The sequence below is a fragment of the Clostridia bacterium genome (assembly GCA_024685775.1).
Taxonomy (GTDB): Bacteria; Bacillota; Clostridia; order Christensenellales; family CAG-1252; genus CAG-1252.
The window spans coordinates 20627-39735 of sequence record JAIKVL010000028.1 but is presented as its reverse complement, the minus strand read 5'-3'; the positions used below and the strand labels follow the sequence as shown (position 1 = coordinate 39735).

Below are 19109 nucleotides of genomic sequence, written 5' to 3'. Positions count from 1 at the left end.
GTTTTATAATAGATTCTTAATGGATCTTTCATCAAAATCGTCATTACGCGTGTAAACGTTTTATATGCTTTTGACGGGAAACCATCAAGATAGTGTTTTACAGATTCTAGCAACAATTTGCAGGTATAGCCTATTTTTTTCCTCATATCAGCATAATCAATACTATAAGCAAACGCTACTTTAAAATTTTTTTTATACTGCGTAAAAAGTTCTTTTAAATAATTATAAAAAACACCACCGGTCCAACGAATCGGAAGAAAAAGTTTTTCATCATTAAAAACCTTTTTAAAACTACTATCTGAAATATCCAAACTCATTTTTATTTCTCTCGCGTTCTGAAAAGCATTTTGTTTTATAATCATACCACCGTTTTAAAGATTTTTCAATAGAATATATCAACCGAGAATAACAAATCAAACCGAAGCGGATGGTTTTTATGCACGGCTTTGTCGTGATGATATACAGGCGCAAGCGCCTGATGATATACAAAGGCTTATAGCCTTTGATGATATGCCAAACCTCGCTTCGCTTCGGTTCGGATACAAAAAATCTCGCCGTTTATTGACGACGAGATTTTTTGGAGCTAATGGCCGGATTCGAACCGGCGACCTGTTCATTACGAGTGAACTGCTCTACCAGCTGAGCCACATTAGCTTATCGACTTACCTATTATATCCTTTTTTTTTGAATTAGACAAGAGTTTTCAAAGACCTTTTTTAACTTCTTTTACAAAACCATCCATTCTTTCCATCGCGCGCTCCAATCTCTCCATACTGTACGCATAGCTGATGCGGACGTGCGAACGATCAGTCTCGCTGAACGCGCTTCCCGGAACGACCGCGACTTTCTTTTCGTACAAAAGGCGTTCGACGAACTTTTCGTCGTCCATTCCGAGGTCGCTGACTTTCGGGAAAATATAGAACGCGCCTTTCGGTTCAAAGCAATCGAGCCCCATATCGAGGAGCGCTTTATAGATGAATTTACGTTTGCGGTCGTACTCCAAGCGCATCTCTTCGACGAAATCGAAATCCGTCTCGAATCCGTGCTTCAAAAGCGCGATCAACGCTTCCTGCGCCATCGTCGGAACGCACATGATCGCGAACTGGTGGATCTTATAGACCTGCTGGTAGATCTCTTTCGGAGCGGCGAGATAGCCGAGTCTCCAACCCGTCATCGCGAAGGACTTCGAGAATCCGCTGAGAAGGATCGTCCTCTCTTTCATCCCGGGAAGCGCGGCGATGGACGTATGCTTTACGCCGCCGTAGGTCAGCTCGGAATAGACTTCGTCCGTCACGACGATCAGATCGTGCTTCTTAATGACGGGGACGATCGCTTCGAGATCTTTTCTCGTCATGATTGCGCCGGTCGGGTTATTCGGATAACACATCAGCAAAACTTTCGTCTTGGGAGTAATCGCTTTTTCGAGTTCTTCGGGGGTCAAAATGAAATTCGTGTCCTGCGTGGTCTCGACGACGACGGGGACGCCGCCCGCCATCGTTACGGCGGGATAATAAGAAACGTAGCACGGATCGGAGACCAAGACTTCGTCGCCGGGGTTCAACAGCGCGCGCATCGTGATGTCCACCGCCTCGGAGACGCCGATCGTCGGCAGGATCTCGCAAGAGGGATCGTACTCCAAGGCGTACTTCTTATGGATATAGTAGCTCATCAACTCTCTGAGCTCCATAATGCCGCCGTTGGACGTGTAATGCGTGTGTCCGGAAAGAAGGCTGCGGACGCCGCCGTCGATCCCCTCTTTCGGGGTGACGAAATTCGGCTCGCCGACGCCGAGAGAAATGCAATCGGGCATCGTCGCCGCAATGTCGAAGTATTTTCTGATTCCCGAGGGTTTAAGCCCCACGATCTTATTATTGAGATATTTATTGTAATCCATAGTAATTGATATTATAATTCCGCGCGCCGTTTAAGTCAATATTTTTCGAAAAAAGAAACGTTTTAGAGGAAAAAAGCGATCAGCGGATGATCTTTTTGATCGCTTCCGAAGCCGCGAGAAGCCCCGCCGCCGCGGGAGTGAAGGAATTCGAACCGAGCGCGCCGCCGAAAGTCTTCGCTTTTTCCGTGGAAAAGACCACGCGAACGCCGTCGGTCACGCCTTTTTCCGCAAGCGCCTTTCGGATCTTTTTCGCAAGCGGGCAAGTATGCGTTTCCGAGATATCCGCGGCACGAAACGCCGTTATATCCTCTCGATTCGCCGCGCCCATCGCGCTGACGGAGAAAACGCCGCGCTTTTTCGCTTCAAGGATCAAAGCGATCTTCGAGGGGACGGAGTCAATCGCATCGACGATGACGTCCGCTTGCCAAAGCTCTTCGAGAGAGGCGAGATTCTCCTCCGTAACGAAAAGGCTCTTCGCGGTCACCTTGCATTCGGGGTTTATCTCCTCGACGCGCTTTTTCATCAATTCGGCTTTGCTTTGCCCGACGACGGAAGGAAACGCGATGATCTGACGATTGACGTTGGACGGCTGGACGACGTCCGCGTCGATCAAAAGAATCTCGCCGACAAAAGCGCGCGCGACCGCTTCCGCCGCATAGCCTCCGACGCCGCCGACTCCGACGACGGCGACTTTCGAAGCTTTGAGCTTTCGGACGGCTTCCGCTCCGTACAAAATTTCCAAACGATCGGTGTAATTTTCCATATATAAAGTATAACGCGTTCGCGCCCGCAAAGCAACGGGCGCGAAAAAAATGCTTTTCTTTTATTCCTTGGGCGCGCGGCTCGACAAGAAGCGCGCGTAGGTCTTCTTCAATCCGAGAGGATACGCAAGGATCAATCCGAGCGCGCCGCCGACCGAAACCTGCAAAAGATCGAACGGGATCGAAAGAAGCGCGTAACCGGGCGTCCCGTAGACGAACGCGGAACCCAGCGCGTAAATCCCGACCATGATTACGCCGCCGACGACGAGACCGAGGATCGAAGCGAAAAGCGGACGCTTTTTCAAAACGTAATGCGAAAAAACGGAAATCAAAATCGCTTCTATACCGTGCGCCGCAAGCGTTATAAACATCGCCGCGGGGAAGAACATCAAGTCACCGAGGAAAGAACCCACCCCGCCGACGACGAAAGCAAAGAAGGGAGAAAGCAAAACGCCCGCTACGGCAATTGCCGCGTCGCAGAGATACAAGCGACCTCCGCCCGGAACGGGAATTCCGAACATACTCAATATGAGATTGATCGCCATCAGGACCGCAGCCACCGCGATTTCGAACGTCAGGATCCTTCCTTTTCCGCCGTTACCTTCCATAGTTTTCTCCTTTGCCTCTCCTTTTTTACTCCCCGAAGAGCGGCGTCGATAAATATCTGTCGCCCGTGTCGGGAAGCAGGACGACGATATTCTTTCCCTTATTCTCGGGGCGTTTCGCAAGTTCGATCGCCGCCCACACCGCCGCGCCCGACGAAATTCCGACGAGCACGCCTTCACTTTTACCGATCAGCCGACCGATCTCAAACGCGTCTTCGTCCGTTACGGCGACGACTTCGTCATAGATCGACGTATCCAAGACCTCGGGGATGAAATTCGCGCCGATCCCTTGAATCCCATGCGCGCCCGCGACCCCCGTCGAGAGGAGCGCGCTCGATTTCGGCTCGACCGCCACGACTTTCACCTCGGGCTTTTTGCTTTTGAGGTATTCGCCCGTTCCGGTCAGCGTTCCGCCCGTCCCGACTCCCGCGACGAAGAAATCGACTTCGCCGTCCGTGTCCTCGAAAATCTCGGGACCCGTCGTCTCGAAATGCGCTTTCGGGTTGGACGGATTTACGAACTGCCCCGCAATGATCGAATTCGGGATCTCCTTTTTCAGCTCTTCCGCCTTTTCGATCGCCCCTTTCATTCCTTTCTTGCCGTCCGTCAGGACGAGTTCCGCGCCGTACGCTTTGATGATCTTTCTGCGCTCCACGGACATCGTGTCGGGCATGACGATCAAAAGCCGATACCCTTTCGCCGCCGCGATCGAGGCAAGCCCGATCCCCGTGTTGCCCGAAGTCGGTTCGATGATGACGGAGCCTTCTTTCAGCTCTCCCGATCTTTCCGCGTCCTCGATCATCGCTTTCGCCACGCGATCTTTGACCGAACCCGCGGGATTCAAATATTCGAGCTTCGCATACAGCTTCGCTTGCAGATCGAACTGCTTTTCGATATGCGTAAGTTCCAAAAGCGGAGTCCCGCCGACAAGTTGATCCGCAGAAGTGTAAATCTTCTTCATCTTTATACCTCCCCGCGCTTTTCGAAAGCGCCGCGTTCTTATTATATCTCTTTTACGCGGCGGACTCAAACGCTTGTTTGCGATCCGAAAAAGATTTACGCTCGATTTTCAATAACCTATTTTCACGGTAGGTTGATTCCATTGTAACGAACGACCGCTTCTTTGTCAACGATTTTATCAAAAAAATCCGAATTTTTTACGGGCAAGATTTTTCACACGCTTGACGGCATTTTTTCGCGCTTGGTATAATTTGCGTATGGAAACGTTACGTTCGGAAAAAATGGCTGTCATGCCCGTTAAAAAGCTACTGATTTCGATGAGTCTACCCGCGATCTTCTCGATGCTCGTCCAAGCGGTCTACAATATCGTGGACAGCTTATATCTCGCGCATTTCAGCATCAAAGCGATCGACGCGACTTCGATCGTCTTTCCGATCCAAATGCTCGTGATCTCCGTCGGGATCGGGATCGGCGTCGGAACGAACGTCTACATCTCGAAAAGTCTCGGCGAAGGCAAACGCGGGAGAGCGAGTTTCGCCGCGCAAAACGGTCTTTTCATCGCGGTCCTCGCGGTCGTTCTCGCCGTGATCCTCGGTTTCACCATCGTCAAACCCTTCGTCCGCGCTTACACGAAGGACGCGGAGACCTTCGATATGGCGGTCTCTTATCTTTCGATCTGTATGATCTTTTCGTTCGGCGTTTTGGTCGAATTGACTTCGAGCAAAATCCTCCAAGCGACGGGCAATATGAAGATTCCGATGTTTACCCAGCTCATCGGCGCGATCACGAATATCATTTTGGATCCTTTCTTCATTTTCGGAATCGGAGTCTTCCCCCGCCTCGGCGCGAAAGGCGCCGCGATCGCGACTGTCATCGGGCAATTCCTCGCATTATTCTTCTCGCTTTCGATGCTGATCTTCCGAAAGCAGGACGTCCACATCCTGCGAAAAGGGTTTTACCCCTCTCCTTCTTACATTTGGCGCATCTTGAAGATCGGGCTTCCTTCGATGCTGATCAGCGCGCTTCCCGCGTTTACGACGATCACCGTCAATTCCTTCATCAAAGCCTTCCCCTATGCGATCACGGTGCTCGGCGTCTACTTTAAGCTCCAATCCTTCGTCTTTATGCCGATCTTCGGATTGACCCAAGGCGGGCTGCCGATTTTGAGCTACAATTACGGCTCGGGTTCGCGCGGGCGCTTTTTGGCGACCTTCCGCTTTATGGTCACGCTCGCGATCGGCTTTATGGCGCTCGGCGTCATCATCTTCCAGTCGATTCCGAATTATCTGATGACGATGTTCGGTCACGACGCGGAGTTCGTTCGCGTCGGCACCTACGCGATGCGGATCATCAGCATTTGCTTTATCCTCGCGGCGGTCGGCATTTCGATCACGACGATGATGCAATCGCTCGGCAGGGGCTTCACCTCGCTTTTGATCACCCTTTCCCGCCAGCTCATCATCATTCCTTCGGCGTACGTCCTCGCGAAGTACACGCAGACGACGGGGGTTTGGTTCGCCTACCCGATCGCGGAATTCTTTACGACTTCCGTCTTCCTCCCGATCTCGATCCACGTCTATAAAAAGGAATTCACGAAGAGACAAGCCTTCCTCGAAGAAATGCGCGCAAAGCAGTCCGGGGACGCCCCCGTTCCCGAAAGCGCGGCGGAACAGACCGCGGGAACTTCTCAAAACGGATAAAACGACTGATCAAGCAAAAAGTAAAAAAGCCATACGCGCAACGTCGTATGGCTTTTTCATTCTATCGTAAGGACGGGAATCATTCCGCGCCGAGTTCTTCTTTTCGTTTGGCGATGAGTTTTTCGAGTTCGTCGTAGCGACGGGTCTTCTCCGCGGACGGGATCTCTCCTTCGCTGATGGCTTTCGCGATCTCGATCGAGAGCTTTCTGCGCTCTTTTTCAAACGCCGCGTAATCCTTATCTTTTCTGAGTTTTTTCTCGCGATCCTCTTTCGTGATCCCCGAGACGTCGAACGCAGATGAAGCCGCGGCGGCGATCTCTCCGATCGGCGCGGTCCTTCCGGAGCTCTTCCAGTTGGATAAGATTTGGTTCATATACGCGGTCGCGTAGGGTTTACCCGCGGCGATCGAAGCCGCTTCGGTGATCGCGTTCTCGTCAAAGCCCCAAGAGATCCAATTCCGATAAAGGGCGCGGTCGCTCTCGCGGACCTTGCGCGCGCCGCCCGTCATACGGACGATCTTTTCCATAAACTCATCCGCCTGTTTGAGTTCGCGGATGCGGGCGCGGACGGCGTCCTCCGAGACGTATCCGAGCGAAAAATACTCCTGTACCTCGCGATCCATTGCGCTGAGCGTGCGGCAATCGTCGAGGAAGCAACGCTCCGCAATGAGAAGCAAACTCTCCGCGGAAAAGCCTTGCGCGACCCATTTCGCGGCGTAATTCTCGACGACCGCGTTCAGATCCTGATAATACAGCCCGAGCTTGTTATTGACGCGCACGGCGATATCCATAAGATCGTCCTTCCTTTTGACCTCTTCCTGAATGTCGACGGCGGTATAGATCCCTTTCTTCGCGAAGGTTTCGAGGATCTCGTCGAGCTTCGCCATTCCGCCCTTTCGCTTCGCGAGTTTCGCGGCGGCGAGGATCGCGTCTTTGGAAAAGCCGAGTCCGGTCGACCATTTGACGTAAAGCTGGCGATCGGTCGGGTCGGGCGCGGACGTTCTTCCGAGGGCGCCGAGAACGGCGCGAACGTCCTGCGAAGCCGCGTCCTCTTTCATCAGGCGATCTTCCGCGTCGCGCACGGTGCGGACGCCGGCTTCCACCCAACTGCTCGCGACCTTTCTAATATAGCGGACGGGGTTCTCCTTACTGCAATAACCTAGGCAATATTTGATGATGAGAAGCATCGCGTCCGGCTCCAACTTGCCGTCCTCGATGATCGTGTAGTACTCCATAAATTCCTGCGGAGTAACGACGCGCCCCTCGAAAATCTCTTCGACCTGCTTGTTAAAGTCGGCGTATTTTTGCTTTTTGAACGTGCGGGACAAGCCGAAACGGCTCTTAACGGAAAAATACTTGACGGAAAAAGGCTCGTCGAAGACGCGGACCAAGCCCTGCTTTTCCCAGTACGCGAACGCTTCGCGAACTTCCTTTTCCGAAAGATTCAGATCTTCCGCAAAGCGAGCGAGCGTTATGTTCTCCGCGCTTTTGCGGCAAACGTCCAAGCCCAAAAGATAGACTTTGAGCTCCGCTTCGCCCGCCTGCGGCAAATAATGCTCGATAAAAAGCGAATCAACGAGGACGAATCCCTCCTTTTCCGCCTCTCCGTCCAAATAACAAAAAGCCATACGCTCTCCTTAAAAACGAGTGAGAAGATTATAGCACGCGCCCCGCATGATGTCAACGGGGATTTTCGAGAGGAAATTCCCTCTTAATTCTGCGCGATACTCTTTCTTAACAAACGAACGCAATTCCCGATATCGTCTTTCTTCGAAAAAATAGACGACGAGCCTCCGACGAATATATCCGCGGAAGCGGCGGACATCTCGCGCGCGTTTTTGAAACTAACGTTTCCGTCCACTTCGATCTCGATATTCTTATTATGCGAATCCAAATACTGTCTGAGTTCTTTGATCTTTTCGATCATACCCGCTTCTTTTTTCATACCGGAGAACCCGGGTTTGATCATCATAAGAAGCACGAAATCGAGTTGATCCAAATAGTCGGAAAGGACGTCGATCGGCGTCTCGGGGTTCAGAGCCAAACCGAAGCGCGCGCCGTTTCCGCGGATCATGGAAGACAAAATCCGAACGTTAACGTCCGCTTCGTAATGGACGGAAACCTGTTCACCCGACTTCAAATTCAGACGGTTGATAAAAAGCGTGGGGTTTTCCACGAGCAAATGGATATCTCTTTTTACCCCGGATTTTTCGCCGAGCGCGTTGCAAAGATCGATCCCGAGCGTGATATTGGGAACGAACGCGCCGTCCATAATATCGACGTGTAAAAATTCGACGCCGTTTTCGCGCAAAAGCTCCACGTCGCGTTGAACGTTCAAAAGATCGGCGCACATGATCGAAGCGGAAATTCTTTTCTCAGTCATTGAATTTTACAACCATCCTTCCATACGGCATCGTATGATTTTTCATAACGGACAAGGCGTCCGGCAACTCCTCTTGCCCGAAAACGCGCGTGATCACGAGCGACGGATCGATCACGCCCTCTCGGATCAGGGAAAGAACCGCCGTCCAATCCGAAGGCGCGTTGAATTCGTAAGAGGAATTCCAAGTCCCGTAAAGCGTCAACTGTCTGCGCAGGATCTGCCAATACGTCTTTTTATCGAGAGTCATATCGGAATACGGATTCCCGACGAGGACGAGCTGCCCGCCCGAACGGGTTTTCCCGATCGCTTTCAAAAGCGATTCGTTTGATCCGACCGCTTCGAAAACGAGATCGTACTGTTCGTCCGACTGCTCCGCCGATTCATCCAGATAGCGCATGACGCCGCACTTTTCCGCGAGCGTTCTCTTTTCCTCGTTTCTGCCGATAATCGTTACTTCGATCCCTTTCGATTGGAGGATCATCGCGATAAAGAGTCCGATCGCGCCCGTTCCGATGACGGCGGCGGTTTTTACTTGATCGAGGCGCGCGGCGGTCGTCGCGTGATACCCGACGGCAAAGGGTTCCAAAATCGCAGCCTGCTCGAAACGCACGCCGCTCGGCAGCGGCAACAAATTCCACTTCGGAACCGCGACGTACTCGGCGAACCCGCCGTCGCAGCGAGAACCGAGATAATTATAATCCGAACACATTTCGTAATGCCCGGATTCGCAATATCTGCATTTCTTACAGGGGATCAGCGGGAAGACGCCCATTCTCTTTCCGACGAGTTCCCGATCCTTTTCCGAAAAGACTTCCGCGACCTCTCCGCAGAATTCGTGTCCGGGGATCGTCGGGAAATGATAGGTCCCCGTCTTGAAAATGCGCGGCACGTCCGAACTGCAAATTCCCGCGGCTTTTACTTTAAGAAGGACCCAGCCTTCCGAAAGCGCGGGGGTGGGAACGTCCTTATAAACCAACTTGTCTATTCCTTCCAAAACGTAAGCCTTCATTTCTTTTTCTCCGCTTTTTGCGCTTCGAATTTTTCGAGATCCGAAGTCGTCGTGATCTTATAATTATTTTCGTCCCCTTCGACGAGCTTGATCTTCAATCCGTGACGAAACGCGATCTCGCTGCTGCCCCTCGTCCTTTTCAGTTCTTCGACGGACACTTCGTTATTGACGGCGAAGTACGGCCCGAAAACGAAACTTTCCGGCGCTTGTCCCGCAAACAGTTTATCGCGGTCGAGTAGGCTCGAAATCTCCGAGCCGTCCTCGGAGAAATAGACGGTATCCTTAACGCCGATCACGGGCATCGCGCCGTCAAATCCGTCGAGAGCCAACAAACGCTCGATCAAATCTTCCGTCAGATTCGGGCGCGCCGCGTCGTGGATCAAAACGACGGAATCCTTTTCGGCAACGCCCGCGCAAGCCTTCAACCCGCTGAAAAGCGATTCCTGCCTCGTCTCACCCGACGGCGCAAACGCAAACAGTTTGGAGATTCCTTCTTTGCGCGCGTACTCCGCGACGAAGTCTTTCCAATCGGAATGGCAGACCACGACGATCTTATCGATGCGCTTGCAACGCTCGAAAAGATCCAGACTGTAACCGATGATCGGTTTGTCTCGAACTTCCAAGTATTGTTTCGGGCGGGAAAGTTTCATTCGCGTTCCCGTTCCTCCGGAAAGTATGATCGCAATATTCATCATAGGTTATTTCTTATCTCCGTTTTGAATCTCGTCCAAAATGCTTTCGTAGATATTCTCCGTCGCGGTTTTTCCGTTCGGAGGCGCGATATATTCCTTAACGAACGCGGTTCTGGACTGCGCTTTGGGATCCACTCCGCGGATCACGACTTTCTTGACGAAGGAATCGATATCCTCTTTGAGGGTTTCTCCTTCCGTATGATACAGTTCTTCATACGCCATTTCGCCGAACTCGTTAAACATAACGCGGGAAGTGGGAGATACTGTAAACAGCGCCGGCTTATCGACTGCCATATATTCCGCGATAAACGAGACGCTGTCCAAGATCATCGCGTCGGAAGTCAGGAACAGATCTTGGAATTCGCCGAGTTCGAGTTGTCCGTTTTCCAAATTCGCCCATTTCTCATAGTATTCGTCCGCCGACTGTTTTCCCCAGCGATAATCCAATTTCGGTTTCAACATCGGATGAGGCTTAAAGGCGATCTGAATCTCGTCTTTATACTTTTCGGCGATTTCGAACATATAATCGGCGATATAGTAGAAAGAGTCGAATTGATACATATCCTCTTTCGTTTGATCTTCGTGATGCGGCGCCCAAATGATGCGCTTTTTCTTCTTCGGCTGCTCTTTCCAAACGTCCTTCGGCGCATAAGAAGGATCGAAGAAAACGTCCAATTTCGGAGCGCCGACGACGTAAACGTTTTTACCGTGATTCGGCATATACTTTTCCGCCATCTCTTTATGGATCGGCGTGTTATACAAAAACCGATCCACGTTATTCAAAAGGTCGAAATCGTAAACCACGTTATGGCGACCGATATCAAACGCATAGGGAACGAAAAAGGTCAATTTATCCATAAACCGATTGATGTAGTACTCCGAACGGAATTGCGGCGGCCAATACTTCGTGTAAAAGACGACGTCGGGATTTAACGTCTCCTTTATATCGAGGAAACTCTCCGTCTCTTTGTCGTAGGTCTTTATAACGCGATACCCTCTCGCGGTCAAGGCGTCGAAGGTCGAATCCATATAATCGACCATCGCGTCCTTTCCCATCGTCATAAACGGTTTCACCACGATATAAGGAATAAAGACCCCCGACTCGTCGAGTTTCTTATACAAATCGTCGAAGAACCAACAGGATATTCTGCAAACGAACAAACAAACGACGATCTTTTCCCCGTCGCGCAGTTTATTCCGCAACGCGCCCCTGTTTTGCTCTTTGACCGCAAGGATCCTTTTCAATTCCGCGCCTTTCGGCATATCGAAACATTGCGGTTTTCCCGCGATGCCGCCGTCTTTGCTCCGATCCGAGTCGGTTTTTCTTCCGAAGAGCTTACGAAGCGCGTTTCCGATCTTTTCAAACAGCAAAAGGCGAACGACGGTTTTATCCCCTTGGCGCGTTTTGCTCAAAAGCGGAAAGAAGATAAAATACGTTTCTTCGCGGTTCGGATTGGGTTTCAGTCTTTCGAACAAAAGCAGTTTCCCAAGATAAACCGTCTTTTTGTTAAAGCGATTATACGGATCGTAACCCAAATGCTTTCCGAGCGTCTTATACCAAAGCCTGCAAATCGGATTCAGTCCGTCTCCTTTCGCGGCGCTCGAAGAATCGCTCGAAGTCGTCGTGGCGGCGGGAATCGATTTCTTGGCGGGTTTCGCCTTTTTCAGAGGCGGGACCAAGACGGGCGCGGACGAAATGATCGTCGGCTTACGCATCGAAGGATCTTCATCGGAATAGATTTCGAGCTTTCCCACGTCCAATCCGTACTTGACGCAAACGTTCGACGAGGCTCCGTTATCGAGAGATACGCCCGAGATCTGCTCGATCCTTGCGATAACGTCTCGGATCCTGTATCCGTGATCGATCGCCTCTTGGCAAGCGCAAACGATATCCGAGCGCATATTCTCGTTTTCCAAAAGCTTTTTGCAAATTTCTCTCGCTTCATACGGCGATTCGTACATCGGAATCGGTATTTGCGGGAACAGCTCTTTCAAATCTTTGCTCGGAGAAGTCACCAAGCAAGCGTTCGACGCCATAATATCGCATACGCGGAAAGAAAAGCCGCTGACGGTTTGGATATGCTGGGTATTGATCGAAATCTTCGCGCCGTTATAAAAATCCTCGTTCTCCTGCTTGGAATAGGTCGGAGTCTTATTGACCGACGCCATGATCTCCGGGAAGTAATTCATGCAATCGATACCCCAATATTGCCCGCGAATTTCAAGTCCCAGATCCGCGATCGCAGAAAGCACCTTCATTCGGTAAATTCCGCTGACCTCATACGCCGCGCGGCGCATATCCGAAATAACCAACGGTTTTTGCGGATGATATCCCAATTGCCAATAGAGTTCTTTGCTGTCGTGATAAGGATCCTCGGAAAAGCGATTCAAAACTTCCAACGCGCTTCGGACGTCGGACTCGTTCGGATTCTTTTTCAAGAAATCCTGCAAAAAATTGTAGCCGTGCCAAGTCCAGTTGGATCCCAAAAAGACGATGTTTTTTCGCAGTTCGGCGGAATCGTTCTTATGGACTTCCGTAAAAAACGGAACGTAGAATATGTTTTCGTCGGGCGCGTTGAAAGTCTCTTTCATCAGTTCCGCGCCTTGTTTTTGATTGATGATGAATTTATAACGGCTCGGGTTCGCCTCCAAATTATCTTTATGCGTGTACTCGATCGGAGAATCGACGTCATAAATCAAAATCGGGCAATCCACCAGATCCGATATATCCCAAAACGTGTTGTTGAACAAGATACATAGCTCGGGATCGAAAGATCGGATCATCCTTTTCATATCTTCCGGGATCGGCGTGGAAAAATTGCGGCTGTACTCCTTATGCTGAAAACAAAACACTTCGTTTCCCGCATTCTGCAACCCTTTTAAAAACGTTTCGTAAAACGGCGGCATCGCGTTAAAGTCATCCGGTCTGCGCCACCCGTTTCTGATAGAAATCAAAATCCTTGCCATTTTTTATAACTCCGTGATTACTTCTCGATGAGTTCCACCATGTACAGATTCGGCATAAGAAGGAAGCATATCCTTTTTCCGAAATATGTCGACGGTTTCAAGGGCGAAATCACTTTCGCCTTCGCTTTGATAAAAACGTCCAACGCCTTTTCAACGTCGGACACACAGTATCCGAAATGATACATTTTATTCCCCGATTCGAGCATCGGAGAGACGGTCTCCCGCCCTTCGAGATTGGATAGAAGTTCCAGCCTCGGCTGCCCCTTCGCTTCCAAAAAGACGCCTCGGATTCCCTGCTCCTCGTCTTCGAAAACGGCGCTCGAACGCGTGTAACCCAAGAAAGAGAACGCCGAAAAATCCTTCTCTATATCTTTGGACGCGACGCCGATATGATGAAACTCGAAATCTCCGATCGCGAGTTTCATATTTCTTTTGAAGATCATCGCCGCCTTTTTTTCCAAAAGGGGATGGATCTCGGAATAGAAAATTTCTCTGTCCGCGTACTGTTCGACCGCGTTATAGGTCGCTCCGTTGATCTCGAAAGCGTTTTCGATGACGCCGCGCGTTTTCTCTCCGATGCTTTCATGGAAAGAGACGACTTCCGCGTTATCCTGAACGGTTCTGCAATACAGCTCGTCCAATCCGATCTTTTCAAACGCGGCGCGATACGCGAGGTCGACGCTTTCGACCGCGGCGAGCGAATCTTTTTTGACGACCCATCTGCCCCACTCTGCTTTTCCGTCTTTGACGTCATAGACGCCGATCAAACCTTCGCCCTCGCCCGTGATCCGATTCTCGACGACGAAATAATAATCTCCTTCGCGAAGAAAATAGCGCTCGATCCACGCTTCCTGCAAAGAAACGTCCGGAGAGATCGCGTGGATAAACTTGTTTCTTTCCGCGTCTTCCAGCCGCACGGCGATGATAAACGCCGCGTCGGAAAGCTTTACGGGGCGCAAGCGATAGCCGAACCCTTCGACCGAGATCTTATGCTTCATGCCTCTTTTGCCTCGACGACTTCCAAAAGTTTGCGAAGAGTCGTGATCTCTTTAACTTCCTCTTGCTCGAAAAGAATATCGCATTCCTCTTCGATCGACAGGATGATCTCGACCTTGGTCAGAGAATTCCAAAGGTTTTCCGTGTCCAAGTTCTCCTTCAAAAAAGCCTTGTCTTTGCGCATGACGGACGCAACGATCTCCAAAACGTTTTCCATATTTTACCTTCCTTTGATTATTTCGATTTGAACGAGAGAATCGTCCCGATCGAACGCAAACGCCTTCGAAGCGTTTACGAATTTTTTCAAGTATTTTTCGACGAACGTTTCCGCGGGGAGATTCCGTTCGCCCTTTTGAAAGCGCACGATAAGTCGATCCGCGCCGACTTCTTTCATCGCCGTTCGGATCATTCCGAGGACGAGGATATCGTCGATTCCTCTGCCGAGCGCGCGGCAGCTGACGAAACACTCTTCGAGATCAAACGATCCGTCGCCGATCTTTTTGCCCGCGACGACGCCGACGGTGCCGCTGTCGGAAAGTTTATCCGAAAGTTTCGCCGAGACGACGACGGAATCCTTCCCGCTCATCAGCGAAAGGACTTCATCCTGCTTATAACGCTTATAATTGAAAATGAATTGATTCGTCTTATTCGCGAGTTCCGCGATACGCGGCGCCGAATCGACGGCGTCCACGGAAAAGACGATCTTCATTTCAAGCGAACGGATATAATCTTCCTTGGAAAACTTCGCCTGCATTTCATTCCGTAACGCGTTGGACTGAACGTCCGCCTTTCGGATCTTGTCGTCCGAACCGATCGCGAATTTCATCAGACCGGGATAAAAAGAAAGCATCCGATAGGTTTCTTCTCCGTCCGAGGAAGCAAGGAGCGTCTTCATTTGAGGATACGCTGCCGCCATAGAGGAGACCTCTCCCGCGTTATCGTCCACAAACAAAAGGCTGTCCGCGCCGACGTTCAACGCTTTGAGGATTTTTTTGACGGATTCGGATTTCTCGCTCCAAGAAGCGCAAATCATCGTAAAGTCGGATCTCTTCAACGGGAAATCTTTGCGTTTTTCAAAAAGATCGAAAACGTCCCTTTCGTCGTTTTTGGAAGCGACGCAAACGAACCAACCGTTTTCCGCCTTTTCTTTCAAAAACGACTGCAATTTCTTATGCCCGTCGGTCAATCGAACGCCGTCCGCTCCGTCCTCCCCGAGGACGCCCTCGTAAAGCGTGTTATCCAAATCGACGACGATGCCTTTCAAAGGAGAAAGCGTAAGCGCGGGAATATAGCGCAAACCGAGTTCCTTCGCGATTAGGATCAACGCCGCGGAAGAAAGCCTCGTTCCCGTCGCGCTTTCGAGCCTTTCGTCAAAGAAACGGTCTCCGAGTTCTTTTTGCAGCTCGGAAAGATCGAGCGTCGGAACGGATGCTTTGATCGCGCCTCCGACGGGGACGAGCAACACCGGTTTCTTGAAAGACGTTTTCAAAGCGGCGATACGCTCGTTTACGAAGGTTTCGACGGACGCGATCTTATAGCGCGCAAGATCGAGCCACAGGATCAACAGATCCGCGTCGGGCGGAAGATCGATAAAGGACAAGCTGTCGTCGTAATCGCTGTAAACGAAATTGGCTTTCAGCCCCGCGAAATCCAAAAAAGCACCGATCGTATGCTCGACCAGTTCAAAGGAGTGATTGCGATACACGCAAACCTTCACTGCGTTTCGAGATATCGGCGCATATTCGAGAAGCTGCCTTCTCGACGGCGTCTTGCCTAAAACGAACGACTGCAATTCAAACATCTTAAACCCTAAATGCGTTTAACGCGTCGATAACGTAGCGGATCTCGTCGTCCGACATACCGATAAACAAAGGCAAACTGAGCTCCGTGGCGGAGATCTCTTCGGCAAGCGGAAGATCGCCCGCCTTGTAGCCGAGATCGAGATAGGCTTTTTGAAGATGCATCGGGATCGGATAGTGCTTCAACGTCCCGATTCCCTTTTCCGCGAGATAGGCTTCGAGCGCGGCTCTTTCCTTAGTGCGGATCGCGAAAATATGCCAAACGCAATCGAACGTTTCGTCGCTCGGAAGCGGGAGGGTAATCAACGGGTTTTCGATTCCTTCGAGATAGCGCGCGGCGATTCTTTTACGCTCGTCGTTCCAATCGTCGAGATGCGGGAGTTTCGCGTCCAAGAAAGCCGCTTGCATTTCGTCCAAGCGGGAATTGAAACCCTTGTAATCGTGTTGATATTTGATCTCCGAACCGTAGTTGCGGAGCATCGTGCATTTTTTCGCGAGCGCTTCGTCGTTCGTCACGATCGCGCCTCCGTCGCCGAGCGCGCCGAGGTTTTTCCCGGGATAAAAGCTGAAACCCGCCGCATCACCGAACGTCCCGACTTTTTGCCCTTTATATTTTGCGCCGTGCGCCTGCGCGCAGTCTTCGATGACGAACAAACCGCGTTTCTTCGCGATCGCCATGATCGGATCCATATCGGCGGGACGCCCGTACAGATGAACGACCATGATCGCCTTGGTCTTTTCCGTGATCTTTTCTTCGATTTTTTCGGGATCGATATTAAACGTCCCCGCTTTGGGTTCGACGAAAACGGGGCGCGCGCCCGCATAGGACACCGCAAGCGCCGTCGCGATATACGTATCGGAAGGAACGATGACTTCCGCGCCCTCTCCGACGCCGAGCGCTTTCAAAATGATATGAAGCGCGTCAAGCCCGTTGCCGCAACCGAGCGCAAACTTCGCGCCGACGTACGATGCGAAATCTTTCTCGAAGTTTTTGTGCTCCTCTCCCATGATAAAATAGTTTCTATCCATCACGGCGTTGAACTTCGCCGTAAGTTCGGGGCGAATCGCCTCGTGCATTTTTACGAAAGATTGAAACGGAACTTTCATTTGTTTTTCTCCTCTAAGTACTTCAAAAACGCGCCGTAGTCTCGAATGTAATCGCTTTCGTCATACTCCGCGGAAGCGAGCGAAAGAAGGACTGCGTTCTCGGAAAAATCGAACATTTCTCTCCAAGTATCTTTTCCGATAAAAAGACCTTCCGTCGGTTTGTCAAGCGAAACGACGGTTTTCTCTTTTCCGTTATCCAGCAAAATCTTACAAGAACCCGCGATCGCGATCAAAACTTGATTTAACGCTTTATGCGCGTGAAAGCCTCTGCGTTGCGCGCCTTTGACTCCGTAAATATAATAAACGCGTCGAACGGGGAAAGGGAGCTCTTTCCCGAGTTCCGCCGCGACGAGATTGCCGCGGGAATCCCCATGCTGTTGAAATTGAATAATCGTAACGTCCATAGATCCCTTCATTTGATGATAGTATTTTGTTTTCCGAAAAAAATATCGCGGGGAGCGAAGGAGGCTTTCGCCTCTTTATTTTTCGACAATATAATAAATTATTTTATCATTTATATATCCTATCGTCAAGAGAGTTTGTCAAATAAAAAAGGCGGGGAAACTTCAATCGATCCCGCCTCTCTCGAAAATCGCACGCATGATTTCGATATCCGCGTCGCAGAAAGAATAATTCGGGATCTCGGCGGGCGTGATCCAAGCGATCGCGTTTCCCTCCATCGAGCGGGGCTCGCCGCTTACGATCGAAGCGCGAAAGATCGTAAGATGGACGGAGATATCCGCATAGTCGTGGACGACAGAAGCAAAGACGCTCCCGACTTTGACTCGGACTCCGATCTCTTCCTCGCATTCGCGGACGAGCGCGTCTTCGAGGCTTTCGCCCTCTTCCGCTTTTCCGCCGACGAATTCCCAAAGCCCTGCGCGCGCCTTCCCTTCGGGGCGGCGGCAGATCATAAAGCGATCGCCTCGCTCGATCAGCGCGGCGACGACCTCTCTCCTCTTTTTTCCCGTCATTTGAGACGCGGACGATCTCTTTTCGCCTTCACCCGCCGTTTTCATTCTCAGAGCCTCTCGATCTTTAACCCGTCCGCGATCTCCGCGACGTAAAAACTCGCAGGATAGCCGATCTCTTTTTCATAGCGCGCCCCGACTTCTTTTTCGAACCGCGCGATCTCGCTCCTTTTGACGATCGAGACCGTCGAGCCGCCGAAGCCGCCGCCCGTCATGCGCGAGCCGAGACACCCGCCGAAATCGTTTGCCGCCGCCGCGAGTGAATCGAGTTCCTTGCCGGTCACTTCGAACAGATCGCGCAAGGACGCGTGCGACGCTTTGACGAGCCCGCCGAGGGCGGCGAGATCTCCCGTCTCCATCGCGACCGCGGCTTGTTCGACGCGCGCGACTTCTTCGACGACGTGCTTCGCTCTCCTGTATAAAAGCTCGGGCAAAACCTCTTTATTCGCTTCGAGTTCTTCTTTCGTTACGGCGGCGAGACAAGGCGCGCCCGTGCGGTTCTTCAAAAGCTCGAACGCACGCGCCGTTTCCGCTCTGCGTTCGCCGTACTTCCCGCCGATCAGGGAATGCGGTTTATTCGTGTTCGCGAGGACGAGCGCATAGTCGCCGAGGCGAAGCGGAACTTCTTTGCAGGAAAGCGTGTCGCAAGATAACAAAAGCGCGTGATCCTTTTTGCCGCAAGCCGATGCGTACTGATCCATGATGCCGCAATCCGCGCCGACGAACTCCCGCTCCGCCCTCTGCGCGAGAAGCGCGATCTCGACGGGAGTCTTCCGAACGCCCGCAAGGACGAGGAGCGCGGCGATAAACGAGACCTCGATCGCGGCGGACGACGACAAACCGCTTCCGAACGGGACGGTGCAATCGGATAAAACGACCGCTCCGGGGACGTCCACGCCGATCTTTTGTAAGACGTAGGCGCAAGCCGCGAAGTAGGACGCGTGCTTCACGGTTTTATATCGTTCGAGGTCGGTCAGATCGAGAACGACCTTATCCGGAAGATCCGTCCAATTCAGTTCGATCGACTTTCCTTCCGCCCGCCGAATATAGATCGTGTTCTTCAAAGAGAGCGCGGCGGGGAAGACCTTCCCTCCGCAATAGTCGACGTGCTCGCCGATGATATTCACCCTGCCCGCGGCGGAAACCGCGTACTCGAAATTCATTTTCGTTTTTCTCCTTTTTCTCCGAACCTTTCAAGGATTTCGGGGTCGATACGTTTAATTTAATTATAGAAGCGAAAAATTCGTTTGTAAAGATAAAAAATCG

The 19109-nt window shown here is 51.3% G+C and carries 18 protein-coding genes and 1 tRNA gene; 1 reads left to right on the top strand and 18 read right to left on the bottom strand.

Annotated elements, in window-relative coordinates; all coding sequences use genetic code 11:
* From K5753_05225 to cysK, 6 genes are all read right to left on the bottom strand, one after another.
* A partial coding sequence (locus K5753_05225) for a hypothetical protein (protein MCR4726601.1) occupies positions 1 to 362 on the bottom strand: 362 nt, incomplete at its 3' end.
* A gap of 216 nt (positions 363 to 578) precedes the next feature.
* Positions 579 to 654 (bottom strand) — tRNA-Thr (locus K5753_05220).
* A gap of 49 nt (positions 655 to 703) precedes the next feature.
* Entirely contained in the window at positions 704 to 1894 is a 1191-nt protein-coding gene (locus tag K5753_05215) for an aminotransferase class I/II-fold pyridoxal phosphate-dependent enzyme (GenBank protein MCR4726600.1), read from the bottom strand.
* A gap of 79 nt (positions 1895 to 1973) precedes the next feature.
* Positions 1974 to 2657 carry a tRNA threonylcarbamoyladenosine dehydratase gene (locus K5753_05210; protein MCR4726599.1) on the bottom strand — a complete coding sequence of 228 codons (684 nt, stop codon included), beginning with the start codon at positions 2655 to 2657 and terminating at the stop codon, positions 1974 to 1976.
* A 60-nt stretch (positions 2658 to 2717) separates the two neighbouring features.
* On the bottom strand, positions 2718 to 3263 hold the full coding sequence (locus K5753_05205) for an ECF transporter S component (protein ID MCR4726598.1): 546 nt from the start codon (positions 3261 to 3263) through the stop codon (positions 2718 to 2720).
* Between the two features lie 25 nt (positions 3264 to 3288).
* Positions 3289 to 4221, bottom strand: coding sequence for a cysteine synthase A (gene cysK / locus K5753_05200; GenBank protein ID MCR4726597.1), 933 nt, complete (start codon positions 4219 to 4221; stop codon positions 3289 to 3291).
* A gap of 256 nt (positions 4222 to 4477) precedes the next feature.
* Between cysK and K5753_05195 the strand changes: the two genes are divergently transcribed.
* On the top strand, positions 4478 to 5920 hold the full coding sequence (locus K5753_05195) for an MATE family efflux transporter (GenBank protein ID MCR4726596.1): 1443 nt from the start codon (positions 4478 to 4480) through the stop codon (positions 5918 to 5920).
* Between the two features lie 79 nt (positions 5921 to 5999).
* Here the strand turns inward: K5753_05195 and K5753_05190 are convergent, their stop codons facing one another.
* The 12 genes from K5753_05190 to galK form a co-directional block, all read right to left on the bottom strand.
* Positions 6000 to 7547, bottom strand: a complete 1548-nt coding sequence (locus tag K5753_05190) for a DnaD domain protein (protein ID MCR4726595.1) — start codon at positions 7545 to 7547, stop codon at positions 6000 to 6002.
* Between the two features lie 83 nt (positions 7548 to 7630).
* On the bottom strand, positions 7631 to 8302 hold the full coding sequence (locus tag K5753_05185; GenBank protein ID MCR4726594.1) for a ribulose-phosphate 3-epimerase: 672 nt from the start codon (positions 8300 to 8302) through the stop codon (positions 7631 to 7633).
* Positions 8295 to 9311 (bottom strand): galactitol-1-phosphate 5-dehydrogenase, encoded by a 1017-nt coding sequence (locus K5753_05180; GenBank protein ID MCR4726593.1) that lies wholly within the window; start codon positions 9309 to 9311, stop codon positions 8295 to 8297. The genes K5753_05185 and K5753_05180 overlap by 8 nt, the downstream gene beginning before the upstream one ends.
* Positions 9308 to 10006 (bottom strand): 2-C-methyl-D-erythritol 4-phosphate cytidylyltransferase, encoded by a 699-nt coding sequence (locus tag K5753_05175; protein ID MCR4726592.1) that lies wholly within the window; start codon positions 10004 to 10006, stop codon positions 9308 to 9310. The genes K5753_05180 and K5753_05175 overlap by 4 nt, the downstream gene beginning before the upstream one ends.
* Before the next feature lie 3 nt (positions 10007 to 10009).
* Positions 10010 to 12970, bottom strand: coding sequence for a CDP-glycerol glycerophosphotransferase family protein (locus tag K5753_05170; GenBank protein MCR4726591.1), 2961 nt, complete (start codon positions 12968 to 12970; stop codon positions 10010 to 10012).
* Between the two features lie 17 nt (positions 12971 to 12987).
* Positions 12988 to 13968 carry a GNAT family N-acetyltransferase gene (locus K5753_05165; GenBank protein MCR4726590.1) on the bottom strand — a complete coding sequence of 327 codons (981 nt, stop codon included), beginning with the start codon at positions 13966 to 13968 and terminating at the stop codon, positions 12988 to 12990.
* Entirely contained in the window at positions 13965 to 14183 is a 219-nt protein-coding gene (locus K5753_05160) for a hypothetical protein (protein ID MCR4726589.1), read from the bottom strand. The genes K5753_05165 and K5753_05160 overlap by 4 nt, the downstream gene beginning before the upstream one ends.
* Positions 14184 to 14186: 3 nt before the next feature.
* The gene (locus tag K5753_05155) at positions 14187 to 15767 is read right to left on the bottom strand and encodes an HAD-IIIC family phosphatase (GenBank protein MCR4726588.1); all 1581 of its coding nucleotides are present in this window, start codon (positions 15765 to 15767) and stop codon (positions 14187 to 14189) included.
* A 1-nt stretch (position 15768) separates the two neighbouring features.
* Positions 15769 to 16872, bottom strand: a complete 1104-nt coding sequence (locus K5753_05150) for a DegT/DnrJ/EryC1/StrS family aminotransferase (protein ID MCR4726587.1) — start codon at positions 16870 to 16872, stop codon at positions 15769 to 15771.
* On the bottom strand, positions 16869 to 17276 hold the full coding sequence (locus K5753_05145; GenBank protein ID MCR4726586.1) for an FdtA/QdtA family cupin domain-containing protein: 408 nt from the start codon (positions 17274 to 17276) through the stop codon (positions 16869 to 16871). Before K5753_05145 ends, K5753_05150 begins: the two co-directional genes overlap by 4 nt.
* Positions 17277 to 17438: 162 nt before the next feature.
* Positions 17439 to 17846: a (deoxy)nucleoside triphosphate pyrophosphohydrolase gene (locus tag K5753_05140; GenBank protein MCR4726585.1), complete on the bottom strand. Its 408-nt coding sequence runs from the start codon at positions 17844 to 17846 to the stop codon at positions 17439 to 17441.
* A gap of 47 nt (positions 17847 to 17893) precedes the next feature.
* Positions 17894 to 19006, bottom strand: a complete 1113-nt coding sequence (gene galK, locus K5753_05135; protein MCR4726584.1) for a galactokinase — start codon at positions 19004 to 19006, stop codon at positions 17894 to 17896.
* Positions 19007 to 19109: the final 103 nt, after the last annotated feature.